The 25,610-nt window shown below is 53.0% G+C and carries 18 protein-coding genes and 3 pseudogenes; 17 read left to right on the plus strand and 4 right to left on the minus strand.

The window, feature by feature from the left end:
- Window positions 1-55: 55 nt before the first annotated feature.
- The 7 genes and pseudogenes from ACTHYN_RS04575 to ACTHYN_RS04605 form a co-directional block, all read left to right on the plus strand.
- Window positions 56-1,951 (plus strand): annotated as a pseudogene (locus ACTHYN_RS04575) (type VI secretion system Vgr family protein); the annotation flags it as partial.
- A 10-nt stretch (window positions 1,952-1,961) separates the two neighbouring features.
- Complete coding sequence (locus tag ACTHYN_RS04580) at window positions 1,962-2,513, plus strand: DUF4123 domain-containing protein (protein WP_441811323.1); 552 nt, start codon at window positions 1,962-1,964, stop codon at window positions 2,511-2,513.
- Between the two features lie 38 nt (window positions 2,514-2,551).
- A complete protein-coding gene (locus tag ACTHYN_RS04585; RefSeq protein WP_441811324.1) occupies window positions 2,552-6,148 on the plus strand; it encodes a hypothetical protein in 3,597 nt (1,198 codons plus the stop codon).
- The gene (locus ACTHYN_RS04590; protein WP_441811325.1) at window positions 6,148-7,170 is read left to right on the plus strand and encodes a hypothetical protein; all 1,023 of its coding nucleotides are present in this window, start codon (window positions 6,148-6,150) and stop codon (window positions 7,168-7,170) included. The genes ACTHYN_RS04585 and ACTHYN_RS04590 overlap by 1 nt, the downstream gene beginning before the upstream one ends.
- A 480-nt stretch (window positions 7,171-7,650) precedes the next feature.
- A complete protein-coding gene (locus ACTHYN_RS04595; protein WP_441809928.1) occupies window positions 7,651-8,190 on the plus strand; it encodes a DUF4123 domain-containing protein in 540 nt (179 codons plus the stop codon).
- Between the two features lie 36 nt (window positions 8,191-8,226).
- A complete protein-coding gene (locus tag ACTHYN_RS04600; RefSeq protein WP_441811326.1) occupies window positions 8,227-12,111 on the plus strand; it encodes a hypothetical protein in 3,885 nt (1,294 codons plus the stop codon).
- A gap of 142 nt (window positions 12,112-12,253) precedes the next feature.
- Window positions 12,254-13,096 (plus strand): hypothetical protein, encoded by an 843-nt coding sequence (locus ACTHYN_RS04605; RefSeq protein ID WP_441811327.1) that lies wholly within the window; start codon window positions 12,254-12,256, stop codon window positions 13,094-13,096.
- A gap of 127 nt (window positions 13,097-13,223) precedes the next feature.
- Here the strand turns inward: ACTHYN_RS04605 and ACTHYN_RS04610 are convergent, their stop codons facing one another.
- Together ACTHYN_RS04610 and ACTHYN_RS04615 are read right to left on the minus strand one after the other, a co-directional pair.
- Entirely contained in the window at window positions 13,224-13,703 is a 480-nt protein-coding gene (locus ACTHYN_RS04610; RefSeq protein WP_441811328.1) for a biotin transporter BioY, read from the minus strand.
- Between the two features lie 168 nt (window positions 13,704-13,871).
- A complete protein-coding gene (locus ACTHYN_RS04615) occupies window positions 13,872-14,966 on the minus strand; it encodes a rhomboid family intramembrane serine protease (RefSeq protein ID WP_441811329.1) in 1,095 nt (364 codons plus the stop codon).
- Window positions 14,967-15,245: 279 nt separating this feature from the next.
- Between ACTHYN_RS04615 and ACTHYN_RS04620 the strand changes: the two genes are divergently transcribed.
- From ACTHYN_RS04620 to ACTHYN_RS04665, 10 genes and pseudogenes are all read left to right on the plus strand, one after another.
- A complete protein-coding gene (locus tag ACTHYN_RS04620; protein WP_441810016.1) occupies window positions 15,246-16,358 on the plus strand; it encodes an AI-2E family transporter in 1,113 nt (370 codons plus the stop codon).
- 109 nt (window positions 16,359-16,467) lie between these two features.
- Window positions 16,468-16,866: pseudogene (locus ACTHYN_RS04625) on the plus strand (alcohol dehydrogenase catalytic domain-containing protein); the annotation flags it as partial.
- Window positions 16,867-16,998: 132 nt separating this feature from the next.
- Entirely contained in the window at window positions 16,999-17,151 is a 153-nt protein-coding gene (locus tag ACTHYN_RS04630) for a hypothetical protein (protein WP_441811330.1), read from the plus strand.
- Window positions 17,152-17,247: 96 nt separating this feature from the next.
- Complete coding sequence (locus tag ACTHYN_RS04635; protein ID WP_441810018.1) at window positions 17,248-18,897, plus strand: AMP-binding protein; 1,650 nt, start codon at window positions 17,248-17,250, stop codon at window positions 18,895-18,897.
- The gene (locus ACTHYN_RS04640) at window positions 18,894-19,319 is read left to right on the plus strand and encodes a PaaI family thioesterase (RefSeq protein WP_441810019.1); all 426 of its coding nucleotides are present in this window, start codon (window positions 18,894-18,896) and stop codon (window positions 19,317-19,319) included. The genes ACTHYN_RS04635 and ACTHYN_RS04640 overlap by 4 nt, the downstream gene beginning before the upstream one ends.
- Before the next feature lie 77 nt (window positions 19,320-19,396).
- Entirely contained in the window at window positions 19,397-20,191 is a 795-nt protein-coding gene (locus ACTHYN_RS04645) for an ABC transporter ATP-binding protein (RefSeq protein ID WP_441810020.1), read from the plus strand.
- Window positions 20,188-20,910 (plus strand): ABC transporter ATP-binding protein, encoded by a 723-nt coding sequence (locus tag ACTHYN_RS04650; protein ID WP_441810021.1) that lies wholly within the window; start codon window positions 20,188-20,190, stop codon window positions 20,908-20,910. The genes ACTHYN_RS04645 and ACTHYN_RS04650 overlap by 4 nt, the downstream gene beginning before the upstream one ends.
- Window positions 20,911-21,002: 92 nt before the next feature.
- On the plus strand, window positions 21,003-22,217 hold the full coding sequence (locus ACTHYN_RS04655; protein WP_441810022.1) for an ABC transporter substrate-binding protein: 1,215 nt from the start codon (window positions 21,003-21,005) through the stop codon (window positions 22,215-22,217).
- A 100-nt stretch (window positions 22,218-22,317) separates the two neighbouring features.
- Complete coding sequence (locus tag ACTHYN_RS04660; protein WP_441810023.1) at window positions 22,318-23,205, plus strand: branched-chain amino acid ABC transporter permease; 888 nt, start codon at window positions 22,318-22,320, stop codon at window positions 23,203-23,205.
- A 2-nt stretch (window positions 23,206-23,207) separates the two neighbouring features.
- On the plus strand, window positions 23,208-24,203 hold the full coding sequence (locus tag ACTHYN_RS04665) for a branched-chain amino acid ABC transporter permease (RefSeq protein WP_441811331.1): 996 nt from the start codon (window positions 23,208-23,210) through the stop codon (window positions 24,201-24,203).
- A 69-nt stretch (window positions 24,204-24,272) separates the two neighbouring features.
- On the opposite strand, the gene ACTHYN_RS04670 is transcribed toward ACTHYN_RS04665, so the two are convergent.
- A complete protein-coding gene (locus ACTHYN_RS04670; RefSeq protein ID WP_441811332.1) occupies window positions 24,273-24,701 on the minus strand; it encodes a hypothetical protein in 429 nt (142 codons plus the stop codon).
- A gap of 114 nt (window positions 24,702-24,815) precedes the next feature.
- Window positions 24,816-25,521: pseudogene (locus ACTHYN_RS04675) on the minus strand (aspartate/glutamate racemase family protein).
- Window positions 25,522-25,610 lie beyond the last annotated feature (89 nt).

A 25,610-nucleotide genomic window follows, 5' to 3' on the forward strand; every position in this document is an offset into this window, starting at 1 on the left:
TCGGTTTATAAGAACAGGGTATCAGAGGGTGCGACACTCATCCTGACACTGGGGGGTAAATGAATTTGCCCGTGGGGATAGTGGCCACCGCCGTACCAGTTACGAGCTGATCATTCAGCCGCCTTTATGGCGCTTAGGGCTGATGCACAACAGCCGCATCTTCCAAACCCAGACCACAGACACCATCGTGCGCACTCTGCTGGAAGAGCGGGGCATTGTGAGCTCGGGGTTTGATTTAAAACGTGCGCCCCAAGAACGGGAATACTGCGTTCAACACCGAGAAAGTGATCTAGCGTTCGTTGAACGCATGGCCGTAGAAGAAGGTTGGCACTATCGTTTTGAACACGGCAGTGTGGATGGTGGCGAACAGCCCGGCCTTATCCTCGCCGACCATCACGGTGACGCGCCAAGGCTGGATGCCGCCGAATACAACGGTAAAGCCGGCGGAAGCACCAAGCAGCCAGCCGTGTTCCGCTTCCGCTACGAAGAACGGGTGCGCGCAGCCTCCGTAGCCACGAAGGATTACACCTTCAAGAACCCGGCTTACGCCCTGATGCACGAGCAGAACGCAGCCAGCCCCAACCAGCGCCAAGACTATCAACACTTCGATTACCCGGGCCGGTTCAAAGTCGATGCCAGCGGCCAGCCGTTTACCGACGCTAAGCTAGATGCCCTCCGAAACGACGCCAGCACCGCGAGCGGCGAAAGCAACCGCGCAGACTTTACCTGTGGTGCCAAAACCGAACTGACCGAGCACGATAACGCCAACCTGAACCGGGATTGGTTGCTTACTGCAGTCACCCACACCGGCAAACAGCCCCAGGCGATGGAAGAGGAGGGTGGCTCTGGCCCGACTACTTACCACAACACATTCAGTGCCATTCCTGCAGACAAAACCTGGAGACCTCGGAGTGACCATCGCTTGCTGATGGACGGCCCTCAGATAGCCATCGTTACTGGCCCCGAAGGTGAAGAAATTCACTGCGATGAATTTGGCCGGGTAAAAGTACGATTTCCATGGGACAGATACAGTAAAAATGATGAACACAGCAGCGCTTGGCTAAGAGTGAGCCAGGGTTGGGCTGGCGGACAGTATGGCTTTATGGCCCTGCCCAGAATCGGCAACGAAGTGATTGTCAGTTTCCTCGATGGCGACCCAGACCAGCCCATCATCACCGGCCGCACCTATCACGCCACCAACACACCGCCGTACGCGTTGCCAGAACATAAAACCCGAACCACCCTGAAAACCCAGACCCACAAGGGCGAGGGCAGTAACGAATTACGATTCGAGGACGAAGCAGGCAAAGAGCAGGTATACGTCCACGCCCAGAAAGACCTGGACCTACTCACCGAAAACAACCGCACCGAAGTCATCAACAACGACAGCCACCTGACCGTTGAGAATGATCGCTTCAGTCACGTAAAAGGCAGCCGGCATCAAACCATCGATGGCGAAAAGCGCGAACAGACCGGTAAAAATCACAGCTTCAACGTAACTGGCACCCTGCATCTGGAAGCCGGCACGGCCTGGCTCAGTGACTCGGGTACCGAACTGCATATTAAGGCTGGGCAGAAAGCCGCTATTGAGGCCGGTGCCGAGATTACCCTCAAGGCTGGTGGTAGTTTTGTGAAGATTGATCCGAGTGGTGTGGCTATAGGTGGGGCGAGTATCAAGATGAATGCCGGGGGCGCGCCGGGTAAGGGGAGTGGGCAGAAGGTTGGTTTGCCGGGAATGCCAGGGTTGGTGGATAAGAGAGGTGAGGCCGTGGCGCCTGTGGGGTTGGAGGATGTTGGGCAGAGAGAAAATGCTGGCCCAAAGCCTATTGTGGCTCACCGGCTCATACAGGCACGAAAAAACAGGACAGCTGTTGTTGAACAGTGCCAAGAACAGCCTGACGGCACTTGCCCATTGAGCGATTGCCCCTGCGGGCGGGCAGCGATGTCATAGAGGAAGCGCCATGAACCATTATCCGGATCTGCAGCAACAGAAAGATCAACAGACTTATTTGCTTCTGGAAAAAAGCAATATTGTCGACGTACGCCAAGCTCTCTACCAGCATGAAAATACTCCTCAGTGGGTTCCGCTTTTTGCCGGCACCCAATGGGCAGTCTATATGGGTGAGAGCCCTTCGTTGATTCAGGCACATCCTAAGTCGTCATTTTTCAAGTGGGCAGTCGGTGCCATGGCTGACTCGGACAGTGTGCGCGGACTGGTTATTGAGTCTTCTGCTGAATTGGACGTTGTCGCTGAATGGTCACGACAGAGACTGACCGTTAATTTTGATGAGAGTCGGACGGGGCTGTTGCGCTTTTACGATCCCTTGGTTTGGGAGGCTCTGAAACCCCAATGTCTGGATAACCACGCGGCTGTGTCCCGTGTGCACTACTGGCAAAGACATACCGGGAAGGGTGGTTGGGGGTTCAGTGACAATCCTGAATTCGTGATTCCGGGCAATCCTGCGAAGCTAGACAAAGCACGGGCTAACGCCATCAGAAATGTTCGTGCATAAATCAGTAAAACTGAAAGACGACAGCAAGGACGACAGGGATGTCTGAACATCAGTCAAACGCAAATAATACGAGCAATGGCCTGGCCTGTGAAGGCGAAAAGCTGATTGTCGAGGTGATGGGGACAGAACATCCGGATCCGCATACATTTCGAATTTACGATCGAACCAATCAACAGCAACAGGAGTGGCTCGAAAACAAGGCTGAGACTGAAAGCCTGGATGCACAGCAGCTTCATTGCTGGCCGTGGGAAGGGAAAGACAAGAAAAATGTCTGGTTGGATATTGCATCTGAGGAGGGTGCGCCTGTTCGTGTGTCTCTATTCAGTGATGTCGAAGCAACACCACGCCAGTCAGAGGCGCAGTGGAATCGCATTTGGCCTGTTGTGCCACTCACTCTACTCCACGACCAGAATCCTGCTCCGGGGCTCCCGAAATTTCACCCTGTTCCGGTCCGGCCTGGATTCATTTATATCTTCCGTGAAGGAACTCTGTGGCGTGAGTTGGAAGTAACCAATACCGATTCAGGGCAGCTAACCTTTAGCGATGTTCGCCTGACGGACTATCGAAGTGCGCCCGGCCAACTATTGAATGCGGATCATCGCCCTCCAGTGGGCTCTAAACTTGAATCAGTCTGGTTGCCTGTTCGTGGCATGGCACAACCTGTAACCGACGCATTCGAGCTGGCTTTTTCTGAGGTTCAATGGTCGTCTGATCGCGTGATTTATCTGGAGCAAAACGCCAGTGCCAGGTCACAGCGCTGTGCAAAGCCCGGTAACCCGGATTCCGCTCAGATACCGGATGCGGCAGGTCAATGGGCCAGTGTCAGTGATTTGCCTGAGATGCGGGCGCGAGAGTCCTATCTGGAGCAGCATTTGCCCAAGCCCTGGAAGAGCATTCACGACCTGACGGGCTCCTACTCCAGCAACTTGTTTGGGCAGGCGGTGGAAGAGCAAGAGGCATTCGCAGCAGATAGAAACTCTGCGGAATCTGCTTATGAAGCTGCTAACTACCGGGATGCTTCGTTGCGAGGTGCACCTTCATTGCGTGTGGCGGCCCTTGAGGTTGTGAGAACGCAAGCGTGTGATGGCCTTGATGACCAGGCAATGTGGCAATCCCTCGGAAATGCCTCAGATGTGCTGGCACCGGTTCGTGAGCGAGGCTGGCATGCGTTGGTGCTCGACGACCCGCTATTTCAAATTCGCCACCGTTTGGCTCAGGCGATGGATGCGCAACGTTATCTCGCCACATTGACCGAGACTGTCGGCGAACAACCCAATACTGACAGCGCACAGCTGATTTACCGTGTCATGGGCCCCGCATACGTAAGCGGCAAGGAAAATCCGCTTCATAAGCACCTCGAGGAAATTGAAACCGGTCTGTTCAGCAAGTTACACCTCACACTTCGCACAGCTCAGCGGCAGGTGGCAACTGATGAGTTGGCAGTAGGTCAGCAACATTTTTTCGAGATTATCGAGCGCCCTGAAAACCAACGGGCGCTAGCTGATCTGTTTAGCCTGCAAGGCGCTGATTACATCGAAGGATTTGCCCTCGCTCAGCAGTTCATTCAGGTTCTGGCGATGAATCCACGAACCGCAGACAAGCTACGAATTAACGAAGCTAACGTTGAAACAGCTTATACCGATCGCGCTCATAAGCTATTGGTTGACATCCTTTCTGATGGCAGTAATCAGCCCATGCATGCCATGCTTTTCCCGGCGGGGGACGGCGACGAGATGGCGGACAAGGGAGAAACAGATGAAAATTGTGGTGATGGTCGCTGCCGCCCGCAGGACATTGAGGCCATCGCCAAAAATACTCCGGATACAGAAAGCCTTCAAACGCTATCCGCGGTAGCCCTTGCGGGCATCGCGAAGCACGAATCACTGAACCTGACAACACAACTCAAACGTTGGGTTACGGCCGTCAATGCCATATTTGATGGCATTCAGAAATCATCTCAGGCTGCCGTGACCACGCTAAAGTCTCACGCCTATCAAATCAACGCACGTTTATACGGGCCATTGTTACGAATGGCGAAAGCGCGTGATCCGAAATTACTGGGGGCTGTCAAATTAGTGTCTCGCTCATCGGTACCGGCTGACTGGGTTATCCTTGGCGTCACTGACCCCAAGGGTGGCCTGACCTTCGGGCTCACTGAAGCGGAACGACAGGAATACGTCAACCGGCACGGACGCCGACGTTTTTACGGCGAATTTTATCAGCCGGACAGCAATACGCCGCTGGGCAGCACTAATCGCTCAAAGATGCCGAATCTGGGGGCTGCCGCTGAGGCGCGCGACGTGCATGTTTATGCAGCTCCGGCCTCGTCGGAGGTCACGGAAACGCATCGTAAGTTGCGACGATATAAACGATGGGATGAGATTGCAGACAACATTCGGCTGCCCTATTTTATTGTGGTAATTGAGGCTTTTAATATTTGGAACGAAACAAAGCTCTTAAACAAGGTTTATGCAAATCGTGGACGAGCAAGGGCCTATTTAGGTTATGGTAGCGCCGGATTTGATCTGCTTTTCGCTTCAACATTGTCAGCTGAAAGGTTGCTTCTGGATGTCGGTAAATGGAGAGGATTAACTTCGGGCCTAAACGCCGCACATTTTTCGATAAACCGCAACTTGGTGGCTCGATTTTCTCCAAATCTAGCGAAAGCGTTGCCCCGTGTTGTGAGTTATCGCTTACTCGGTGGCATGGTGTCAGGCGGCCTTACCGCAATCGTCTCGCTGATGGATATGATGCACGAGATTGATACCGGCGACGGGGATGCAGCGCTTGCACACGGCGCATCAGCGGTCGGTGGTGGCATGATGTTGATGGGCGGCTTGATGTTTTCTAGTACCACTTCATCCAGTGCGTCTTTAATTCTTCTTGGAATGGGTCCAGCAGCTTGGCTGGCGATAGGGATTGCTCTGGCAATCGGTGGTGGAATTGCAGCCGTTATGCTGAATGATCCACCATTGGTCGACTGGCTTAAACGTGGCCCCTTTGGCGCTGAGCAAGACGACATGTACGGCCATTTAGCCAGCGACCCGGCTGAATCCTACTATCGTCTCGTTGGCCTGCTTTCCCAACCACGTATTCTCATGGAGCGCGTTCGTAATCTGCCGGTCAAATTACTGCAAAACGGTGTTGAACTGGATGCCCAGCAGGAGAGGCGCTTGAGTCAAGTGAACTATATGGTCCGCATTGAAAACAACGTCTCATCGTTTCTGGACGAAAGTAACCTGATCGGCCATCTCCGGCTGGTTACCGAAAATAAGACGATAAGCCACAAGCCAAGCTCCAATGGTTTCCCGGTGACGCGTCGCAGTGTGCAAAAAACGTCGCCCGACGTGTTGCTAGAACAGCCGCTGGCCAACGGAAGAGCTTACTATATTGCCTTGCCACCAAATCAAACCAGTAGCAGTCTTTTCCAGACCACTGTCAAAGGTAGCTCAGTGGCTGTTCGTGCCCAGTGGCATTCGCGCTGGAGCGACGATGAAAAGCGCTATTTTCCGGCGCCGGAATTGAGCGAAGCGCTGTCTTACTCTCCAGACGATCATAGCCAGCCGAAATTCGGTAAGGAAAATCAGCCATTTTGGGCCGATGAGCAAACACACCGAACTAAGGAGGATGCTTGATGACAACTGCTATAGATAGTCAGCAGCCATACGCTGACACCGCGTATCGTAGCAACCGCAAGCAGCCCGTCTTGTCGGAGCCCAATCAACAAAGCGCGCTGTTTCAGAAGGGTTGGACCATGGGCCCGCCGCTTTCCAGAGAGCGCCTAAGCTATGTCTATCCCACGGTCTTTGTCGATATCTGGACACCAGAAGGGCTTCGAGATAATGAGGCTGAGGAGGAAAGAAAGGGCGTTACAGAGCTTGAAAAACGTCACACCTACCATGGTCGACTGGATGAAGAAGTGATTCGCTACGCGACCCTCCCAAAAACCAGCTGGATTCTATTGTGGATGCGCCATGGGGGGCGTGCGATATTCCTGATGCTGTTTCCCGTATTTCTCCTGACTTGGATTGTTGGTTGGACATTTTTAGAAGGGCCGGATGTAACCTTCAATGAATTTTTTCTGGAAGGGGTTCTTCCCCTAATTGTTTATATGTTTTGTCCGCTGCTCTTTTGCTGGTGGTTCGGTGCCTTTCTTGAAAAGAAGTTTCCTCAGATTATTTACCAAGAACCCAAAGGCCCCCTCTGGGAGCTTAGCCGCCAAACGGGCCAGGTCACTGTGTTCCACCATCCCGAAAAATCAGACAAGCCCGGTCAGATCGACGCCCAGGCCCCTTTCCACGAATGGGATGGCTATATGCTCAGCCTGCCGGACCATCAGGGCAATATCTGGTATCGCCTGGTGCTGGTCCACAAAACTCAGGAATGGGCGTTGCCCCTGAATCAGCTTGTTGCCGCTACCACCCTTCGCGAAGACGTACTGGCCTACTGGGATCTGATTCGCCAATACATGGACGTGACCAAACCATTGCCAGACATTCCTTTGTTTGAAGCCTATCGTCGCCTCGATCCCACAACGGCCGAACACGACGAAAAGAAAGGTCGAGATCCACAGCACTGGCGCAATATGGATGATGAGAGCTACAAGACTTTTCAAAAGGACAACCTGACCAAACTGCACAAGCACAAATGGAACTGAACTGCGTGCGCAACATTTGATCGTAGAGATCAATATCAGCGGGATAGTTTTTATTGCAGAGGTGCCTTACTTCTCCTCCCTCCCGTCTTGGCCATCGCCGACCACCTCCGCGACCCAGCATCACTGACCGAACGTATCACGCCACCAACGCACCGCCTTACGCGCTGCCAGAACAAAAAACCGCACTCTGCACCTGAAAGCCGGGGGCGCGCCGGGTAAGGGGAGTGGGCAGAAGGTTGGTGTGCCGGGAATGCCAGGGTTGTTGACGGCTACGGGTGGGGTTGTGGAGCCTGTGGTGTTGGCAGAAGTCGGGCAGCGGATGGATGCAGAGCCTAAAGCAATCGTGGTGCACCGTATGAGGCAAGCAAAGCAGCAGCGCTCCGCTTTGGTGGAACAATGCCAAGAACAACCAGATGGAACTTGCCCGTTGACTCACTGCCCTTGTGGTAAGGCGCAGGCGGTTTGAAGAGCGCCGGGAGCATGAATAATCAGTCTGTTAAAAACGCGAATGTCCGCTATTTGGTGCTGGAAAGCACAGAGCGTAAGCCCTTGCTGCAGGAACTCTATGAAAAGTCAGAATCTCCTGTCTGGATGCATTTGTTTGCGGAGACAGAATGGCAGCCTTATCTGAGTGAAAGCCCTCTTGTGGTTGAGGTGTTTACGGATAGTGCAGCTTGTACTTGGGCCATGGAGGGGCTTGAGAGTGGCCGGCTTAGAGGGTTGGTTCTCGAGTCGCAGCATAATCTGAAAGTGGTGTCAGACTGGCTGCGGGAGCGACTCACCGTGCGCTTTGATAGAGGCCGCATAGGGCTTCTTCGATTCTATGATCCGCTAATCTGGCACAAACTAACCCCCGAAACCAGAAAAGAAAAGAGTGTTATTGAGCGTGCGTGGTATTGGCATGACGCGCTTGATGAGCAGCATTGGCTTGTGAGTGAACACCCCGAACCGGTCACGATGTTGCCGGTGCCATCATTGGAAGAAAAGCAGTGGCTCGCATTGAGCGCGGGAAGCGCTTGATCATGAGCCCGATATACAAAGAAGGGAGTGACAGGGATGTCTGAATCAAAACCAACCCGAGATCAAGGCAACTGCGGTCCTGCCTGTGAGGGCGATACGCTCATTGTGGAAGTGCTGGGTACGGATCATCCGCAGGGACAGGAACTTCGCATACTGCATCATGAAGGCTCGGCTCCCTACACCGCCGTTGATGGCCAAATTGACAAAGAAATTCTGGACTCCAGCGTGCTTCGCGTATGGCCATGGCAAAGCGCGCAGCAGGCCGATGTAGCTCTGGAAATTGCAGCGGAGGAGGGCGACCCGTTATTGATTCCGCTATATAGCCTTCCAGAGTCAACTCCACGGCAATTGAATCGCCAGAAGCTGATTCTTGCGCCATTTGTTCCGCTAACTTTGGTGGAGCGTGAGGAGCCAATAGCTGGGGTACCGGCACAACAGATTGTGTCGGCTCGGTCAGGTTATCTTTATCTGTTCCGGGATAACCGGTTATGGCGTGAAATAAACATAACTCAGAGTGATGATGGACAGCTCATATTTCGGGACGTCTCGCTGGGTAATTACAGAGAAGAAGGGCAGCAATACCTGAGCGCCAACATACGTTTGCCCACGTCGGTGCCTTTGGAAGAAATCTGGGTGCCTGTAAATTATTACCGCACAAGTGTTACTTACTCCAGCGACGTTAGAGTGGCCTGGTCGGAGGTTCAATGGTCTGCTGCACGCGTCAATTTCCTGGAAAACGATAGGGCGGCACTAGGCGAGCGAACCCAGAGGATAGTGCAGAACCCGAGTGCCCGTTGGGGCCCGAAGTTTGCAGAACTGGTTTCCTTGGATGAAGTGGAGCATCAGCGTGGCCGGCAACCTCTGCTGGAAGAACAGTTGCCTTGTGCTTTCGAGTTTCTCAGTAATCTTGACGGCCAGTATGGACTGGAGTGTTATGAGTTAGCGGTTGAGGAACAGAAAAACTTCTTTGCCGGCGGAGACGATGCTGAAAACGCATGGCGTGAGAGCCAATATCGAAATACAAACCTAGGCCCCACTGCAGCAATCAGGAACATGGTATTACAGGACCTTGCCGGTGAGACTGGCGAAGCCGCAACTGCGGACGCTAGCACTCGCAAAGTGTGGGAGAGTATTGGCAAATCCAAAGATATCTTTGATGGCTGCCGTAATAGGAGGGTACTGGGAGTCGTCGTTTACGATGAACTGTATGAAATCCGCAAAGCCATGGCTCGTACCAACGCCGGTATGGTGTACCAAAAGGGTTTGCGGGAGTGGGCCAATCGTCAGCCCCATTATCAAAGTGCTGAACTGGTCGAGCAAACGATATTGCCAGAGATGCTGGGCGGGCAGCCCAACCCTTTGAACAAACATACGGAGCATCTTGATCTCTCCATGGCTGGTAAGCTTGGGCAAGCTCTTCATCGTGCTTATAGGGCTCATGGAATTAATACGATCAAAGCTGCTCAACGACGACTACTGGCCTTGGTAGAAGACGCTCATAATCAGACCCGGCTGGCTGACCTGTTCTCTTTGGAGGGGGGTGATTACCAGAGCGGTTTTATGCTGACGGGGCAGCTGTTCAGCACCCTGCAGCATGACGCGGAGGTTGTTGATAAACCGTGGTTGGCTGCCAGCAACCCTGATTGCGATACCCGTTGCAGTGGCCGCCTGACCGACGCGGATGATAATCCGGCTCTGGGTGGCTCCCGGCTAGTCATCAATATTGCAAAGGAAGGTTCAAACCACCCATTGCATGCCATGTTGTATCCCCAACCAGAAGCTGTGCCGCTGAACCAACCCTACGAGTTACCGGAGTTGGAAACTAACACGGGTGACGGCTTGTTTCGGCCAGCAGCTTTTGCGGAGCTGGATCAGGATGACCAGTTGCCGGCTCAGGAAGACCTGCAGACTTTGGAGGCTGTCTCAATTGTGGCCTTAACTGAACAAGGGGCTTTCAATTCCCTCGGACACTTGAGGATGACAACCAAGGCTCTCGATGGAATAAGTGGCCATCTGATGAACCAGTTCAACAAAGCTCTGCAGCGCGTTTATGGTGAAACGATGCGTATCGATCTGGATATTCATGGCCCCATAGTGCGAGCCCTCAAGGCCATGAACCCCACATTGCTCGGTGAGCTTCATTTTCTGCCTCAAGGGTCGCAGGGGATGAATATGGTCGTGCTGGGCGTGGAAGATCCCGAGATCGGGTTGCGTAATGGGCTGACCGAAGCGGAGCGTGATTACTTCAATCGCAACAATAGCAGTGGTCGGTTCTTCGGAGAAGTCCAGGACAGCGAAGGGCGCATCATCGGTAGCACCAACCCAAACAGAGTGCCGGGCGGAGTGGGGGTGGAAGATTCCGGTCGGTTCTTCGCCTTTATGGCACCCGCAAACTCCGAACTTGTAAGGAACTACCGCGAGGTGCGGCAACAGATGAGCCGGCAGCGCAGTCTTGGGAAGTCTCTGGATCGGCTTGGGTTGCCTTATGTGGTGTTGGGGTTTGAGCTTTGGAACCTCAATAATGTAACCGCAAAGTATGCTGGCTTGACGAGATCACGAGGAAATGGGCGCGCTCGAGCAGAATATACGTCTGCAGTATCGGACCTCATGTTCGCGTCAATTGCTGTGGCTGAGCAACTGTCCAAGAAACTGATGGATAGCACGGCCATTGCCCGCCAAATGAATCGGGTGATATTTGACGTTGAGAAGGCCGTAGCTGCAGGCAGAATCTCTCAGGCTTTCGGAAGCCGATTGCCACGAGCGGTAACCTTGCGAATGGCGTCGGTTTCTATATTGGCCTTGCTGGATGCCGGTATCCGAGCAGCGGATTCGATTCACTACCTGAGAACAGGTCAAGCGGCCTCAGCCGTTGCCATGGGAGGCTCGAGTGTTGGTGCCCTAATGACAGGCTGGGCTGGCGCTGCACTGATGAGCCCAGGTCCTGCGGCGGCTTCCAGTACCGGAGCTGTGTTGGGGCTGAGCACCCCAGCGGGCTGGGTCGTGCTGGGCGTCGGCCTGACGCTGGTCATTGGCGGGTCACTGGCCGCCAGCTTATTGGAAGACGACGAATTGGAGTCCTGGCTTAAGAACGGGCCATTCGGGGACTACCGCAATTCGTCGTACGAGCACTTATGGGGCGAGGCTCCAGAAACAGATGCAGTCACCCTGGATGAGGAAACCCAGGTGGAATCCTCTGAGGGTTTCTGGTCTTGGCTGCCTTGGGCCAATGATACGCCCGAAGCGCCAGCACCCAAACCAGTGCCAGAACGGGAGGCCTTCTACCGGCTTGCCAATATTCTGGCCGGTGTTCGGATCGAGGAGTCGCTGCACCATGTAGACTCAGCTGAGGCGCGTAGAGTGGCTGAAACCCGCCTCAGCGAACATGGATCAACACCTTCTCGCCGGGAGGTAGATGCGTTGCACGATGAGCTGATAAAGACCAACTTCCGTGTGGTAGTTAAAAGCAATCTGGTTAGCATATTGGGAGATGCTGCACTTAAAGTTTATATTCGCCGCCTCAAAGAAGAGCGTCGACCAAACCCACCGGGGGGCGGCACCACAGTGATCAGTAGCGAGCTGGAGGAGCCTTCCTCTAGCCATTGGTGGACTCACCGCAGAGCCTTGCCAAATGGCATCGAGTACTGGCTGCATACACCCAAGCGGGCGGGGATGGTCTATTACGAGTGGACGGTACGGGGGCGACTGGTTGCCAAACTGGGTACGGACAGGGAATATGTGTTTCCGGCACCGCCCGTCCGCGATTCGTTAGTCTTTCAAACGAGCAAGTACGGCGATCACGATGAGCCGGACTTTACCCAGGATGACGCCCCTTTCTGGGCCAACCTGACCACAAACCGGGTAGCTCTGAATATCCGTGCCCACCGAAACCAGAATGTTATGGAGAAAGCTTCCAATGGGTGAGAGTAGCTACTACAGCCCGACCGCCTGGCAACCCGAGCGAGAAAGTAAGTCTCGTCGCCGAGGGCAACTGGACACTCGCTCCCGAAGCTTTCGGTTCCAGTGGGCAGCGGGACAAAAGCTGTCCAAGGAATATTTCCCTAATGTGGCGCCTGGTGATTTTCTGGAGACCTGGCCGCCGGGACAGGAGGAGGATACTAACTGGTACGTTGAAAAAGGGCCCGGTAAAGAGAACATACCGATTGCCTGGATCAACCAAGAGAGTATTCGTTACACCACGCTGCCGAGTTCGTCATGGCGCTGGTTAATAGTCAAAGCTTTTGCTAAGTTCCTTTCGACCATTGGGATTCTTGTCTTTACTTTTATCTGTATCACCATGCTCATCACGGTTGAAAATGATTGGCGGTCACTGCTTAAAGAATTTTATATACCCGTAATGTTTTATGGTGGGGGTACGAGTGTTTTGGTATGGGGTATTATCAGTCTCATCGAACGCCTCTTTCCTGCCTGGATCTACAAAGACCCTAAAGGCCCCCTCTGGGAATTCAACCGCCGCACTGGGCTGATCACAGTTTTTCGTAACCCAAAGAAGAAGCGGGATGCCGGCCAGATTGCCTGGCAGTCGCCGTTTTCCGAGTTTGATGGCTACGTCCACAGCGGCCCTACTCACCAGGGTCTACCGCTATACTATGGCGCAATGGTTCATAGGTTTCGTGAGGAGGCACTGACCCTGACTGCCTTCCAGGCGGCCTCTGCCAACGACGAAGACCACAAGGCGTTATGGAACTTCTGGCTGCAATACATGGACAGCACAGCCCCGTTGCCGGACATTCCGTTGTTTGAGCCCCATCGCGACAAAGACCCAGTGACCGCAGAACACGATAAAACTGACCGTCGCAATCCCAAGTACTGGCGAGACATGGATGAGGCCACCTACAAACAAAAAACGGATGATATGTACAAGCGATGCCTCAAGGTGTTTGGGTGACGATGAAAGACTCGCCTTTGAAGTGTGATTTTCCGGAAACGGCTCTAGAGCCACACCTTGGCCTGACCGCTTTTGACCTTGGGGAATAGGTCGCCCCAGATTTCATAGAAACTAGGGGGCAGGTCTCTTAATGGGCATGATCCGCGCTGAGAAAACGATCAGCAACGAGTATCGTTCCTACAGCAAGAGCTGATTTTATGATGCCTCCAACTAAGAATGGCAAAACGCCTTTTAGGAATGCATCTGCCGGGCCGATGGTAAGTGCGAGCCATAACCCGCCGAAACCAAGGCAAACGGCATGGCCCAACAGCATCGCCAAGAAAGCCAGGGCAACATTTTTCACGTTCCAGCCACGCTCAAAGAGCAAACCAACAACGGCAACGGCCAATGGAAAGGCAAAGAGGTAGCCAGCCGTCGGTCCGGAGAAGTAATCCAGCCCACTGGAACCGCCAGCAAGAACAGGAAGCCCTAGAGCCCCGAGAATCAGCCATAGGACCGTTGAGGCGGTGCCAAGTTTCCAGCCGAGAAGCCCAGCAGCGGTGAGAAGCACATAGGTTTGTGCGGTAATAGGCACAGGTACCATTGGAACCTCGATATACGATGCCACGGACAGGCACACGGTTGTGATCGCGACAGTAACCAGTTTCCAGCTTGCTGACTGGCCCTTTGGGTCGACAGGGCTAAAACTTTGGCGTGGCACAGAAATCATTCTTCTTTCCTCAGGTAGAGTTGGTTTTGAGACGTTAATGCCGCTTCAGCCTTTTAGGCAGGCCCCTCACCGTCGTAACATAGCTTCCGGCTGATTCAACATCGCAATCAGTGGGTTCTTCCTAAACACGTAGTCCTTCAACAGGTAACCCAGCAGCAACCCAAGGGCGAACCCGCCTAGGTGTGCGGCCCAAGCCACGTCGCCCTGTCCGGAAAACATACCAACCACATTTATCAGGCTCCAGATCAGGAAGTACCAATGGGGTGCGAGTTTCTTTTGGTAAACGACGATCATGAAGGTCAGGCTGGCGTGGCGGAACCACATTAGATAGAGGCCGAAAAGGGCCGCAATAGCGCCGCTGGCGCCAACCAGTAGCAAAGGGCCTTGACTGGTGTCGAACAGCAGCAGTTCGGCCAGTGCAGCCATTACGCCCGCGAACAGGTAGAGCGCCAGGAACGCACCATGGCCTAAGGCATCTTCAAGGTTGTCGCCAATAATCCACAGGAAATACATGTTGCCTGCCAGATGCATTAGCCCACCGTGCACGAACTGGTAGGTCAGCAGTTGTAGCACAAAGTCTGCAGGGCTTTGGGTATCTGAGTTCAACGCCAGGTTTACGAAGATCCATTCATTGGCCTCCGGCGACAGCGCGCCCAAGCCGAATATCAGGCTACACAGAACAACCAGTGTGCGGGTGATCCAGGGCGTGCGCTGGGGCTGTACGTTGTATTCCGCTGGCATGGCCGTCAGAAACTGGAACAGCCAGGATTTCCACGACACTGCCTGGTTCAGGTCCGTTAACGCTTGCTTCAATTTGGGCGAGTGCATCACCTGATCTATTTCATGCTTATCTAGCCAGACTCCGTCGCAGTCTGGGCAGCAATCGATTTCGGTGCTGTAGTGCACAAGCAGTTGATACTGAGTCATGGTTACGCGGCAACGTATGCACAAGCGTTCGCTGGTGCGAAGTGCGGGGCCCAGATGAAGTTCGTGGTCGTATTGGTCTAGACACTCGTGCTGTTGGACAATGGCCTGGTTCAGCGATCCGTCTTCAAACCACAAGCCATGGCAGTGGCGGCAGTCGAGAATGGCTGGATTACTGGTGGGCTTCAAACCTTTAGTAGTGCAGGACGGGCAGTATTTAGAACGTTTTCTGAGCATGAAATCCTTTTCCCTGTATGACGGCACCCGGCGTATTGAAGGCATATTCGGGTCAATCAGGCCTATATCGCCTCCAGTGCCCAGGCTGAAGCCTATCGCACGGAGCCCATCTTATTTCAGTCTACTTTCGATTTACCGCCTTTGCTCTAGCTTAGGCCGTTCTATAATGCGATAAAGCTTCACCAAAGGTACACTGATTGGCCTGCATGCCAGCCGACACCCTCGGTGGTGCACCAAATTATGCTGGCAGTGGCTCAGCGGACAGGCTACGGATTTTCTATGGAAGACGAACAATACTCGAGTGAACAACATAGTCTTAGAGCCGGCAAGACTCTAGCCGACCTTTCTACGCCTATTTACGGTCTCTTTATCCTAGGCGTGCTTTACACCCTCTATCTTGCTCACCAGATCATTTTGCCAATGGTGCTGGCGCTGCTGACAAGCCTGCTGTTGTCGCCTTTGGTTTCCCGCATGAGTACGGGGTTGCGTATGCCTAGAATGGTCAGCTCGCTGATTCTGGTATCGCTGGTGCTTGCGGGTATCGCCGGTGTGTCCTTGGCGGTCGCCACGCCTGCTTTGGAATGGGCAGGTAAGGCTCCTGAGGGTATTTCCCGTTTACTGGTCGGGGAAAGTGAACTAAAGCGTCAAATCAGCAAGGTTACGGAGTCTGCCCAGAAAGTGGAGGACTCTGTTAATGTGTTCTCGGAGGGCAGCGACAAGAAAGCTGCTGCTGAGCCGACAACCGTTGTTCTGCAGACAGAGTCTTGGCGTGCTCAGTTAATGAACAAGGCCCGTGATGGTGTTGCGGGGCTTGCGCTTGCCATGGCGCTCACATATTTCTTGTTGGTTAGCGGCGACAGGCTGGTGCTTAACTTTGTACGGCAGTTGCCGAGAAGTCACCGCAAAACTGTGCTGCGCATAACCCGAGACTCCCAGCATCAGATTGCCCAGTATCTCTGTGTTCTGGGTGTCAGTAATACGTCTGTTGGTTTGGCTACTGGATTAATGGCCTGGGCTGTCGGGTTGCCTGATCCGGCGGTTTGGGGGCTTGTGGCTGGGCTGGCTCGCTTCATCCCTTATCTTGGCGTTATCCTCACCATTTTGATGCTCGCTGTTGTCTCAGCGGTGAGTCTGGACACCTTGTGGATGATGGCCATCGCACCTGTCGGTTATCTTGCCCTGACCACAATGGTGGGTTTCTTCATCGAACCGTGGATACACGGTTTTCGCATGGCGATTAACCCGGTGATTATATTTGTTTCCATCTTTTTCTGGGGCTGGCTCTGGGGGCCAGTGGGCGTTTTGCTTGCGGTGCCCTTGATGACTGTTATTCAGGTGGTTTTGAAGCAGATCCCCAAGCTGCGCCCGATATACAAGGTTATTGCTCGCTAGCGAGTGGTGGGCAAGATAATGAATCCTCGGTGTGCGCCCGGACACCTGCGTGAATGTCGCCTATTCTGATGGAATACCTTATTCCGCAGACAGGGAGGATCATTTGCTTGTGATTCCGAACACCATGAAAGCCATGGTTCTAACTGGCCATGGCGACCTCGATAAGCTTGAATATAAAGACGTACCTACCCCGTCTCCGTCGCCTGGGGAAGTGCTTGTTCAGGTAACCGCGACCGCAAAAAACAATACAGACCGCAAAGCACGGGAAAGGTTGTACCCCACCAAAAAGGGGGAAAACACCTCATTTCAGATGGGTGGCAAACCCACTCTGATTTTCCCCTGTATTCAAGGTGCAGACATTGCTGGCCGAGTTGTGGCAGTCGGTGAGGGCGTTGATGCCGGTCGTATTGGCGAGCGAGGTCTGATGGATTTTAATATCTATGCCAATAACCGCCGAGATATAAACCTGACTCCGGATTACTACGGACATGGTGCAGACGGCGCTTTTTGACTTTCGGAGCTGCATCAGGCCGAGCGTTATTTTATGAACCGTGGCAGCAATTATCTAGGCAAGATCGTCATAGCATCCGGATGCCCAATGGGAAGAGCACGGCAAATCCTATTCTCTGGAGAGCACTCCATGAAACAGGAACTGACGATTCAGCTTATTGATACCCACGCCGGAGGCGATGTCAGCCTTATTATGACCTATAGCGTGGCATACAGTGGTTGGTTTTACGCGCTGGTGGACTGCGATGAGCTGCGCCAAATCCTCAGTAATGGCTCTTCCTGACGACACCCTTTCGCCTAAAGTTTACCTTTACGTAAAGTGAAGGCTGTGCTAAATCTTCATCCATGCATTTAAAGATAAAAATAGCAGGAGTTGATTATGAGCCTTCCTAAATACGCAGATGTCTATAACGAATTCGACCCCGGCGCTCTTGAAGCGGAAATTCTAGATGGAAATCTGGCAAGTGGGCTGAATGTCTGTCATGAGATTTGTGATAAGTGGGCCGCTGATCCAAAGAAAGTTGCGCTTTTTTATGAAAAAGACGGCGGTGGCGACGGTGTGCTTACCTTTGCTGAATTGAAGGAGCAGTCCGCCCGTTTTGCCAACTATCTAACGTCGCAAGGCATCGGTAAGGGGGATCGGGTAGCAGCTTTGCTGCCAAGAGGGCCGGAACTATTGATCGTTATTGCCGGCACACTGCGTATTGGTGGGGTGTATCAGCCGCTGTTCACAGCATTTGGTTCCGGTGCTATTGAATACCGCCTTGAACGTGCGGGCACAAAGCTGGTGGTCACCGACCCGGCAAACTACCCCAAACTCAACGACGTGAAGGGTTGCTCACCAGTACTTTGCATTGATGCAGAAAAGACCGGCGCCGATGTTCCAGATTTTCGGAGCACTCTTGAGGCGCAGAACCCGGACTTTGAGCCGGTGATGATCAAGGGTGACGATCCCTTCCTGCAGATGTTCACCTCCGGCACTGTGGGCAAATCCAAGGGCGTAGCCGTGCCTGCCCGGGCATTGATGGGCTTCTATGTATACATGAAGTACGCCATTGATCTGCGCGATGACGATGTGTTCTGGAACGTTGCGGATCCGGGCTGGGCGTATGGTCTTTATTACGCCGTGGTTGGCCCATTGCTGATGGGGCACGCTACCCACTTCAACCCAGGCGCGTTTACCCCTGAATCCACCTACGACATGATTCGTAAGTACAAAATCACCAACCTGGCTGCGGCACCCACTGCCTATCGTCTGCTGAAAGCCAATGACCATGTTTTGCCTGAAGGTGAGAACCTTGGGTTGCGTGTCGCCAGCAGTGCCGGCGAGCCACTAAACCCAGAAGTTGTTAGCTGGATTAAAAACCGCCATTTCTGCCCGGTTACAGACCACTATGGCCAAACTGAAACCGGTATGACCTGCTGCAACTTCCTGGCGCTTGAGCACCCGCAACGCCCGGGCTCAATGGGTTTCTCTTCCCCAGGCCATAGAGTGGTTGCCCTGAACGAGAAAAATGAAGAAGTGGGCGAGGGCGAAGTAGGGCAGATTGCTGTGGATGTGAAAGCGTCTCCACTGTTCCACTTTGATGGCTATACCTGGGGCGAAAAAGACCCATTCGTGAACGGCTACTACCTCACCGGTGATATGGCGATCTGCCATGGCGATGGCAGTTTCTCATTCAGCGGTCGTGACGATGATATTATCACCACAGCCGGTTATCGGGTTGGTCCAGCAGATGTGGAAAGCACGTTGCTGGAACACGTTGCAGTTGCAGAATCTGGCGTAGTTGCCAAGCCTGATGAGAAGCGTGGCTCTATAATCAAAGCATATGTTGTGGTCAAGAGCGATCAACAGCCTGCAGACGATCAGGCACTGCGGGACGAACTGCAGGAGCTGGTTCGCCGTCGCCTTTCCACACATGCATTCCCCCGTGAAATTGAATTTGTGGATGAGCTACCGAAAACCCCCAGCGGCAAGATTCAGCGGTTTGTACTGCGTAACCGAGCCCAAGAAGAGCCAGGTTCATGAAGATTACGCTTGAGGAGCTTGAAGGATTTCTTCAGGAGCAGTTTCCCCAGGGTGCCGCCTACGGCAGCCTGAGGAAGCTCGGTGATGGTTGGGCCGAGATGGGCCTGGATGTTGACGACGGGCATCTCCGGCCGGGTGGAACCGTATCCGGTCCGGTGATGATGGGCTTGGCAGACGTGACTGTCTATGCGGCACTGCTTAGTAGAATTGGGCTAGTGCCCTTGGCGGTAACCACTAGCCTGAACATTAACTTTCTGCGCAAGCCTGCCGCCCACACTCCTATTTGGGCACGAGCGACTATGCTCAAAGTGGGTCGCACCATGGGGGTGGGAGAGGTGTTCGTGTATTCGGAAGGCGTAGAGGAGCCTGTTGCTCACTCAACGATGACCTACTCTATTCCGCCAAAAAAACATGAGAATTAGATTGACGTATACGTAAACGTCAATCTAATCTGTAAGCAAGAAAAATTGTACAACAATAACAAAAGGTAGATTGGATCATGAGTGACCAGTACGTGCTGGAGACCCAGAACCTTGTGAAAGAATTCAAAGGCTTTGTTGCGGTCGACAACGTGAATCTTAAGATTCAGAAAGGCCATATACACGCTCTGATCGGTCCTAACGGTGCAGGCAAGACCACCGTGTTCAACCTGCTCACCAAGTTTCTCATTCCGACACGTGGCAAAATTCTCTTCAAAGGCGAAGATATAACCACACTGAAATCGGCGTCGATTGCCCGCAAAGGCATGGTTCGCTCTTTTCAAATCTCCGCGGTTTTCCCCCATATGACGGCTTTGGAAAATATCCGCATTGCGTTGCAAAGCTTTGAGGGAAGCTCTTTTAGTTTCTGGAAATCCGGCGCGTCCCTGAACAGGCTTAACGCGCGTTCCATGGAACTTCTGGAGTCCGTTGGCCTAACTGAATTTGCGAACACCACAACCGTTGAGTTGGCCTATGGCCGTAAACGGGCATTAGAGTTGGCGACAACTTTGGCAATGGAGCCGGAAATACTGCTGCTTGATGAACCGACTCAGGGGATGGGCACGGAAGACGTTGATCGCGTTGTGGAGTTGGTGCGCAAGGCTGCACAAGGCCGAACGGTTCTGATGGTAGAGCACAACTTGAGTGTGGTCTCCAAACTGTGCGACCGCATAACGGTTCTTGCACAGGGTGCCGTGCTTACGGAAGGCGATTATGAAGCAGTCTCTGCTGATCCCCGCGTGCGCGAAGTGTATATGGGCACGGGATCAAGTGGTGAGAGGGGCGCGGTACCAGAAGAGGAGGCTGCCCAATGAGCCAAAATGTGGGAAAAGAATACGAACAGCTGCGTATTTCAGGGCTGCATGCGTTTTATGGCGAATCTCATATTCTGCACGGAATTGAATTGGTCGTTAACCGGGGTGAGTTGGTCACGCTGCTTGGCCGTAATGGTGCCGGTCGCAGCACTACGCTTAAAGCGATCATGAACATGGTTGGCCGTCGTACCGGTTCCATCATGATAAACGGCGAGGAGACCATGTCTTGCGCCCCACACAATATTGCAAGGTTGGGAGTTGGGTATTGCCCCGAACACAGGGGCATTTTTTCGTCACTCAACGTTCAGGAAAACCTCACCTTGCCGCCGATTGTGCGCAGCGGAGGTATGAGCCTGGAAGAAATCTACTCCATGTTCCCCAATCTCTATGAACGTCGCTTCAGCCAAGGCTCCAAGCTCTCGGGTGGAGAGCAGCAGATGTTGGCACTGGCGCGCATTCTTCGCACCGGCGCCAACATGCTTTTGCTAGACGAAATCACAGAAGGCCTGGCGCCGGTTATCGTAGAGAAGCTGGGTGAGGTTTTGTTAGCCCTTAAAAAGAAGGGGTTAACCATCATTCTAGTAGAGCAGAATTTCCACTTTGCAGCGCCATTGGCCGACCGACATTACGTGGTTGAGCATGGTCGAATTGTGGAAGAAGTCAGTGCCGAAGAGCTTCATGCAAAACAGTCGGTGCTGGATGGCTATTTGGGGGTTTAAACCCGGATAGGTATCCCGGATAGGTATGTGTAAACGTAAAACAATAGCAACAAAAACCCGAACCAACGCAACACAGTCGCGGAGATATAATAATGACAATCATGAAAAAGCTTCTGACCTCAGCCATTGCATCAGCCATGATGGTGGGCGGCGCCCAAGCAGAAATCAGCGACAACGTCGTTAAAATCGGCTACCTGGCGGATATGTCTGGTACTTACCGCGACCTGTCCGGCCCGAACGGCCTTAAAGCCCTTGAAATGGCCATTGCCGATTTTGGCGGCAAGGTAGACGGTGCAAAAATTGAAATTGTCACGGCTGATGACCGTAACAGCCCAGATGTAGCTTCCACCACAGTGCGTCGCTGGGTTGAAAACGATAACGTCGATATGGTGGCTGGCCTTGTTGCATCTTCTGTAACCATTGCAGCAACCAAAGTGCTAGAGGAGAGCGACAAGCTCGGTCTGGTTAACGGCTCTGCGGCATCCAGTATTACCAACGAGCACTGCACCCCGAACCACATTCACTATGCTTATGACACCTACGCGTTATCTATCGGTACCCCCACGGCGATCGTTAAGGAAGGTGGCAAAACCTGGTATATCCTGACTGCTGATTATGCCTTTGGTCACGCGATGGAGAAGGACGTAACCCGCGTTGTAGAGGCCAATGGCGGTGAAATTGTAGGCAGCATTCGTCATCCGTTCCCAACCCCGGACTTTTCATCATTCATCTTGCAGGCGCAAGCCTCAGGTGCGGATGTTATCGCTTTGGCAAACGCCGGTGCAGATACCACTAACGCCATTACCACGGCCGCAGAATTTGGTGTCACTCAGTCGGGCCAGACCATTGCCGGCCTTGTTGTTTTCCTGAGTGATGTTCATGCCCTTGGCACCGAAGCCGCGCAAGGCCTTCAGCTGACCACCGGCTGGTACTGGGATATGAACGATGAGACTCGCGCCTGGTCTGACCGCTTCATGAAAGAAACCGGTGCAAGACCAACCATGGTTCATGCAGGTATCTACTCCAGCACGCTTCAGTATCTGAATGCCATTAAGGCGACTGGCTCCGATGATACCCAGACTGTGCGCAAGCAGATGATGGATACGCCCATCAACGACATGTTCGCCACGAACGGTCGCATTCGGGAGGATGGCCGCATGGTGCACGATATGTATCTGGCCCAGGTTAAAACGCCGGAAGAGTCCAAAGACGAGTGGGATCTGTACGAGATTCTCCGCACCATTCCAGCAGACGAGGCTTTTCGCCCGTTGGCAGACAGCGACTGCAAACTGGTTAGTGGTAAGTAAAACGTAGACTAAGGAGCTCTCCGGCGTTTGCCGGAGAGTTCAAAGCACTACGTAAAATAAAAACTGATTCAACGTCTGTGCTGCTTTTGGAGTTAGCAACATGTCCATGATTTTCGGCGTCCCCATGGCGGTGCTGTTTGGCCAGCTTTTGATCGGGGTGATCAACGGTGCCTTCTATGCACTTTTGAGCCTCGGCCTGGCTGTTATTTTCGGCCTTCTCAAAATTATCAATTTTGCCCACGGTGCCATGTATATGCTTGGCGCCATGGGCACGGTCATCCTGTTTGACACTTTGGGCGTCAACTACTGGGTGGCTCTTTTTCTAGCCCCGGTTCTAGTCGGCATAGTTGGGGTGCTTGTTGAGTATTTCCTTCTTCGCCGTATCGCCGGTCAGGATCATATCTACAGTTTGCTGCTGACGTTTGGCGTTGCGCTGATCATGCAGGGCGTTCTCACCAATATCTACGGCGTCTCCGGCCTGCGTTATTCCATGCCGGATATGTTCAAGGGTGGCGTAAATCTCGGCTTCATGTTCCTGCCATTCTACCGGGCCTGGGTTATCGTGGCGGCCCTTATTGTGTGCTTTGGTACCTGGTTCATGATTGAAAAAACCAAATTGGGCGCATACTTGCGTGCGGGCACCGAAGACTCCCAACTTATGCAGGGCTTTGGTATAAACGTGCCCTTGCTGGTCAGCCTTACTTATGGGTTTGGGGTCATGCTGGCGGCTTTCGCGGGCGTGTTGGCTGCACCTATTTACTCGGTAACTCCAGTGATGGGCTCACACATACTGATTGTGGTGTTTGCTGTGGTAGTTATTGGCGGCATGGGCTCCATAGGTGGGGCCATTATTACCGGTATTCTCATGGGTGTTGTGGAGGGCCTTACAAAAACCTTCTACCCGCCTGCATCGTCTGCTGTGATCTTTCTGGTTATGGTCGTGGTGCTGATGATCCGGCCCACTGGCCTTTTCGGTAAGGAGGCATAATTATGAGCCAGACCGATATTCAGTCAGATATCCAGAAGACGATCATGCAGCAGCAAAAAGCCGAGGATCGCAGAAAACTCATACTGAACGGTGTACTGCTGGTGCTTTTGCTGTCGGCCCCGTTTGTGATGTACCCCGTGTTCCTGATGAAAATCCTTTGCTTCGCGCTGTTCGCGGTAGCCTTCAACCTGTTGTTCGGGTTCACCGGCTTGCTGTCGTTTGGCCACGCAGCTTTTCTGGCCACAGGCGGTTACACCACCGGTTACCTGCTCAGCAACTTTAGCGGCCTAACCACCGAAATGGGCATAATTGCAGGAACCCTTGTGGCAACCGCGCTCGGGCTGGGCTTCGCCCTCCTGTCTATCCGGCGCCAAGGTATCTACTTTGCCATGGTCACCCTGGCTCTGGCGCAGTTAGTGTTTTTCTTCTTCGTGCAGTCGCCATTCACCGGTGGAGAAGATGGCATGCACGGTGTGCCCAGAGGTGAGCTGTTCGGGCTGATCGACCTTGAAAACAACCTGAATATGTATTATTTCGTGCTAGCGGTATTCCTTGGCTGCTACCTGTTGGTTCAGCGAATTGTCAGCAGTCCCTATGGCCAAGTGTTGAAAGCAATCAAACAGAACGAGCCCCGGGCCGTATCCCTGGGTTACAAAGTGGATCGCTACAAAATATTGGCGTTTGTGATCTCGGCGGCACTTGCCGGCCTTGCGGGCTCCATGAAATCGGTGGTGTTCCAGCTAGCTTCTCTGAACGACGCGCACTGGCATATGTCTGGTGAAGTCATTCTGATGACACTCGTAGGCGGCATGGGCACATTGTTGGGGCCGGTTATAGGCGCAACCCTTGTTGTAAACATCGAGTATCAGCTTTCTCAGAGCCTGCTCAGAGACTGGGTAGATCCGATTCTGGGGGGGATATTTGTACTCACAGTACTGGCGTTCCGAAGCGGTATTGTGGGCGAGATTCAGAAGTTTGTGAGGAAGAATATGGGGTAGAGGCTCAGCCCTGGCTAGCAAACAGAAAAGGGCCACTTTTATAGTGGCCCTTTTTACAACTTCTTAAATCTACTTCGTTTCGAGCATTTTTTGCACACTCATAGCGGCGGTTTTTGCTTCGTCGTAATCGTCTGTGTCGAGCCCACTGTTCGCTTTCTCAACAGCGCCCTCCAGCTTTTTCTTCATGTCATCGTCTTTGTTATCAGGAATGGCACCCTTGCCCATGTCACCACATGGGTTCATTTCATCACTGTCAAAATCATCTCCATCTGGGCCGACAAGACAATTCAGTGTGTGATGTAAGTGCGTGTGCACCCCTTTAACATCTGCCGCCTGGGAAGCAAGGCCTGCGTGTACCGCGGCGGTCTTCACTTGGGGGGCCATGTCTGCGGCCAACGCCGATGATGAAATCAGCAGGGCGAGTGTTGTTCCAAAAACAGTCGATACGAACCGTACAGCGAAACCGGGACGTAAGGTAAAGCCAGAATGAATGTTCATTTGTGCTTCTCCTTAACGTGATAAACGTGAAATTGCCGGGTCAGCTTTTTTGCCAACCGGATATTAAGCGTAGCAGTTTTCTAGAGACCTTTATTTACTCGCGAGATAGACACATTAAAAATTTGCATACTGCCTATTCAAGGCTAACTCAACCGCCTGAGCCGCATGGATCTCAGTGGTGTCGTACAGAGCAACCGGCGTATCGGAAGCTTGAATCAGCAAACCGATTTCAGTGCAGCCCAGAATAACGGCTTGAGCACCACGCATGGCCAGTGAATCTACAACCTCAAGGTAGATCGCTTTTGAATCAGGGTTGACGATGCCCTGGCACAATTCTTCATAGATTATCCGGTGTACAGCGTCTCGCTCGCCGCCCTCTGGAATGATGACATTAATACCCTTTTCCTCAAGGCGTTCACGATAGAACGTTTGCTCCATGGTGAACCGGGTTCCAAGCAACCCGACCGATGATATCCCGTCTTGCAGCAGTCTACTGGCAGTGGCGTCGGTAATGTGAAGCAGGGGAGTGGCAAGCCTGCTCAATCTAAGGTGCAACCTTATGCATGGTGTTGGTGCAAACCAACAGAATATCGGCGCCACCGGCCTCAACAGATTGCGCTGCTGATATCAGTGTTTTCGCAGTTTCGTCCCGGTTTTCCTTATGCTGAAGACTCTCGATTTCTGCAAAATCCACGCTGTAGAGAATAATCTTTGCAGAGTGGAGCCCACCGAGTTGTTCCCGAACTTTCTGGTTGATGAGGCGGTAATAAGTCTGAGTTGACTCTCAGCTCATGCCTCCGATTAATCCGATGGTTTTCATAAGGCTTCCGTTGCTCAACAGATTCGCATAGATGCCGGCGCTGCAATTTCTGCAGTACCGTCAGGATTATGGATATCGGTCACCGTACA

The sequence above is a fragment of the Marinobacter sp. genome (genome assembly GCF_052091845.1).
Taxonomy (GTDB): Bacteria; Pseudomonadota; Gammaproteobacteria; order Pseudomonadales; family Oleiphilaceae; genus Marinobacter.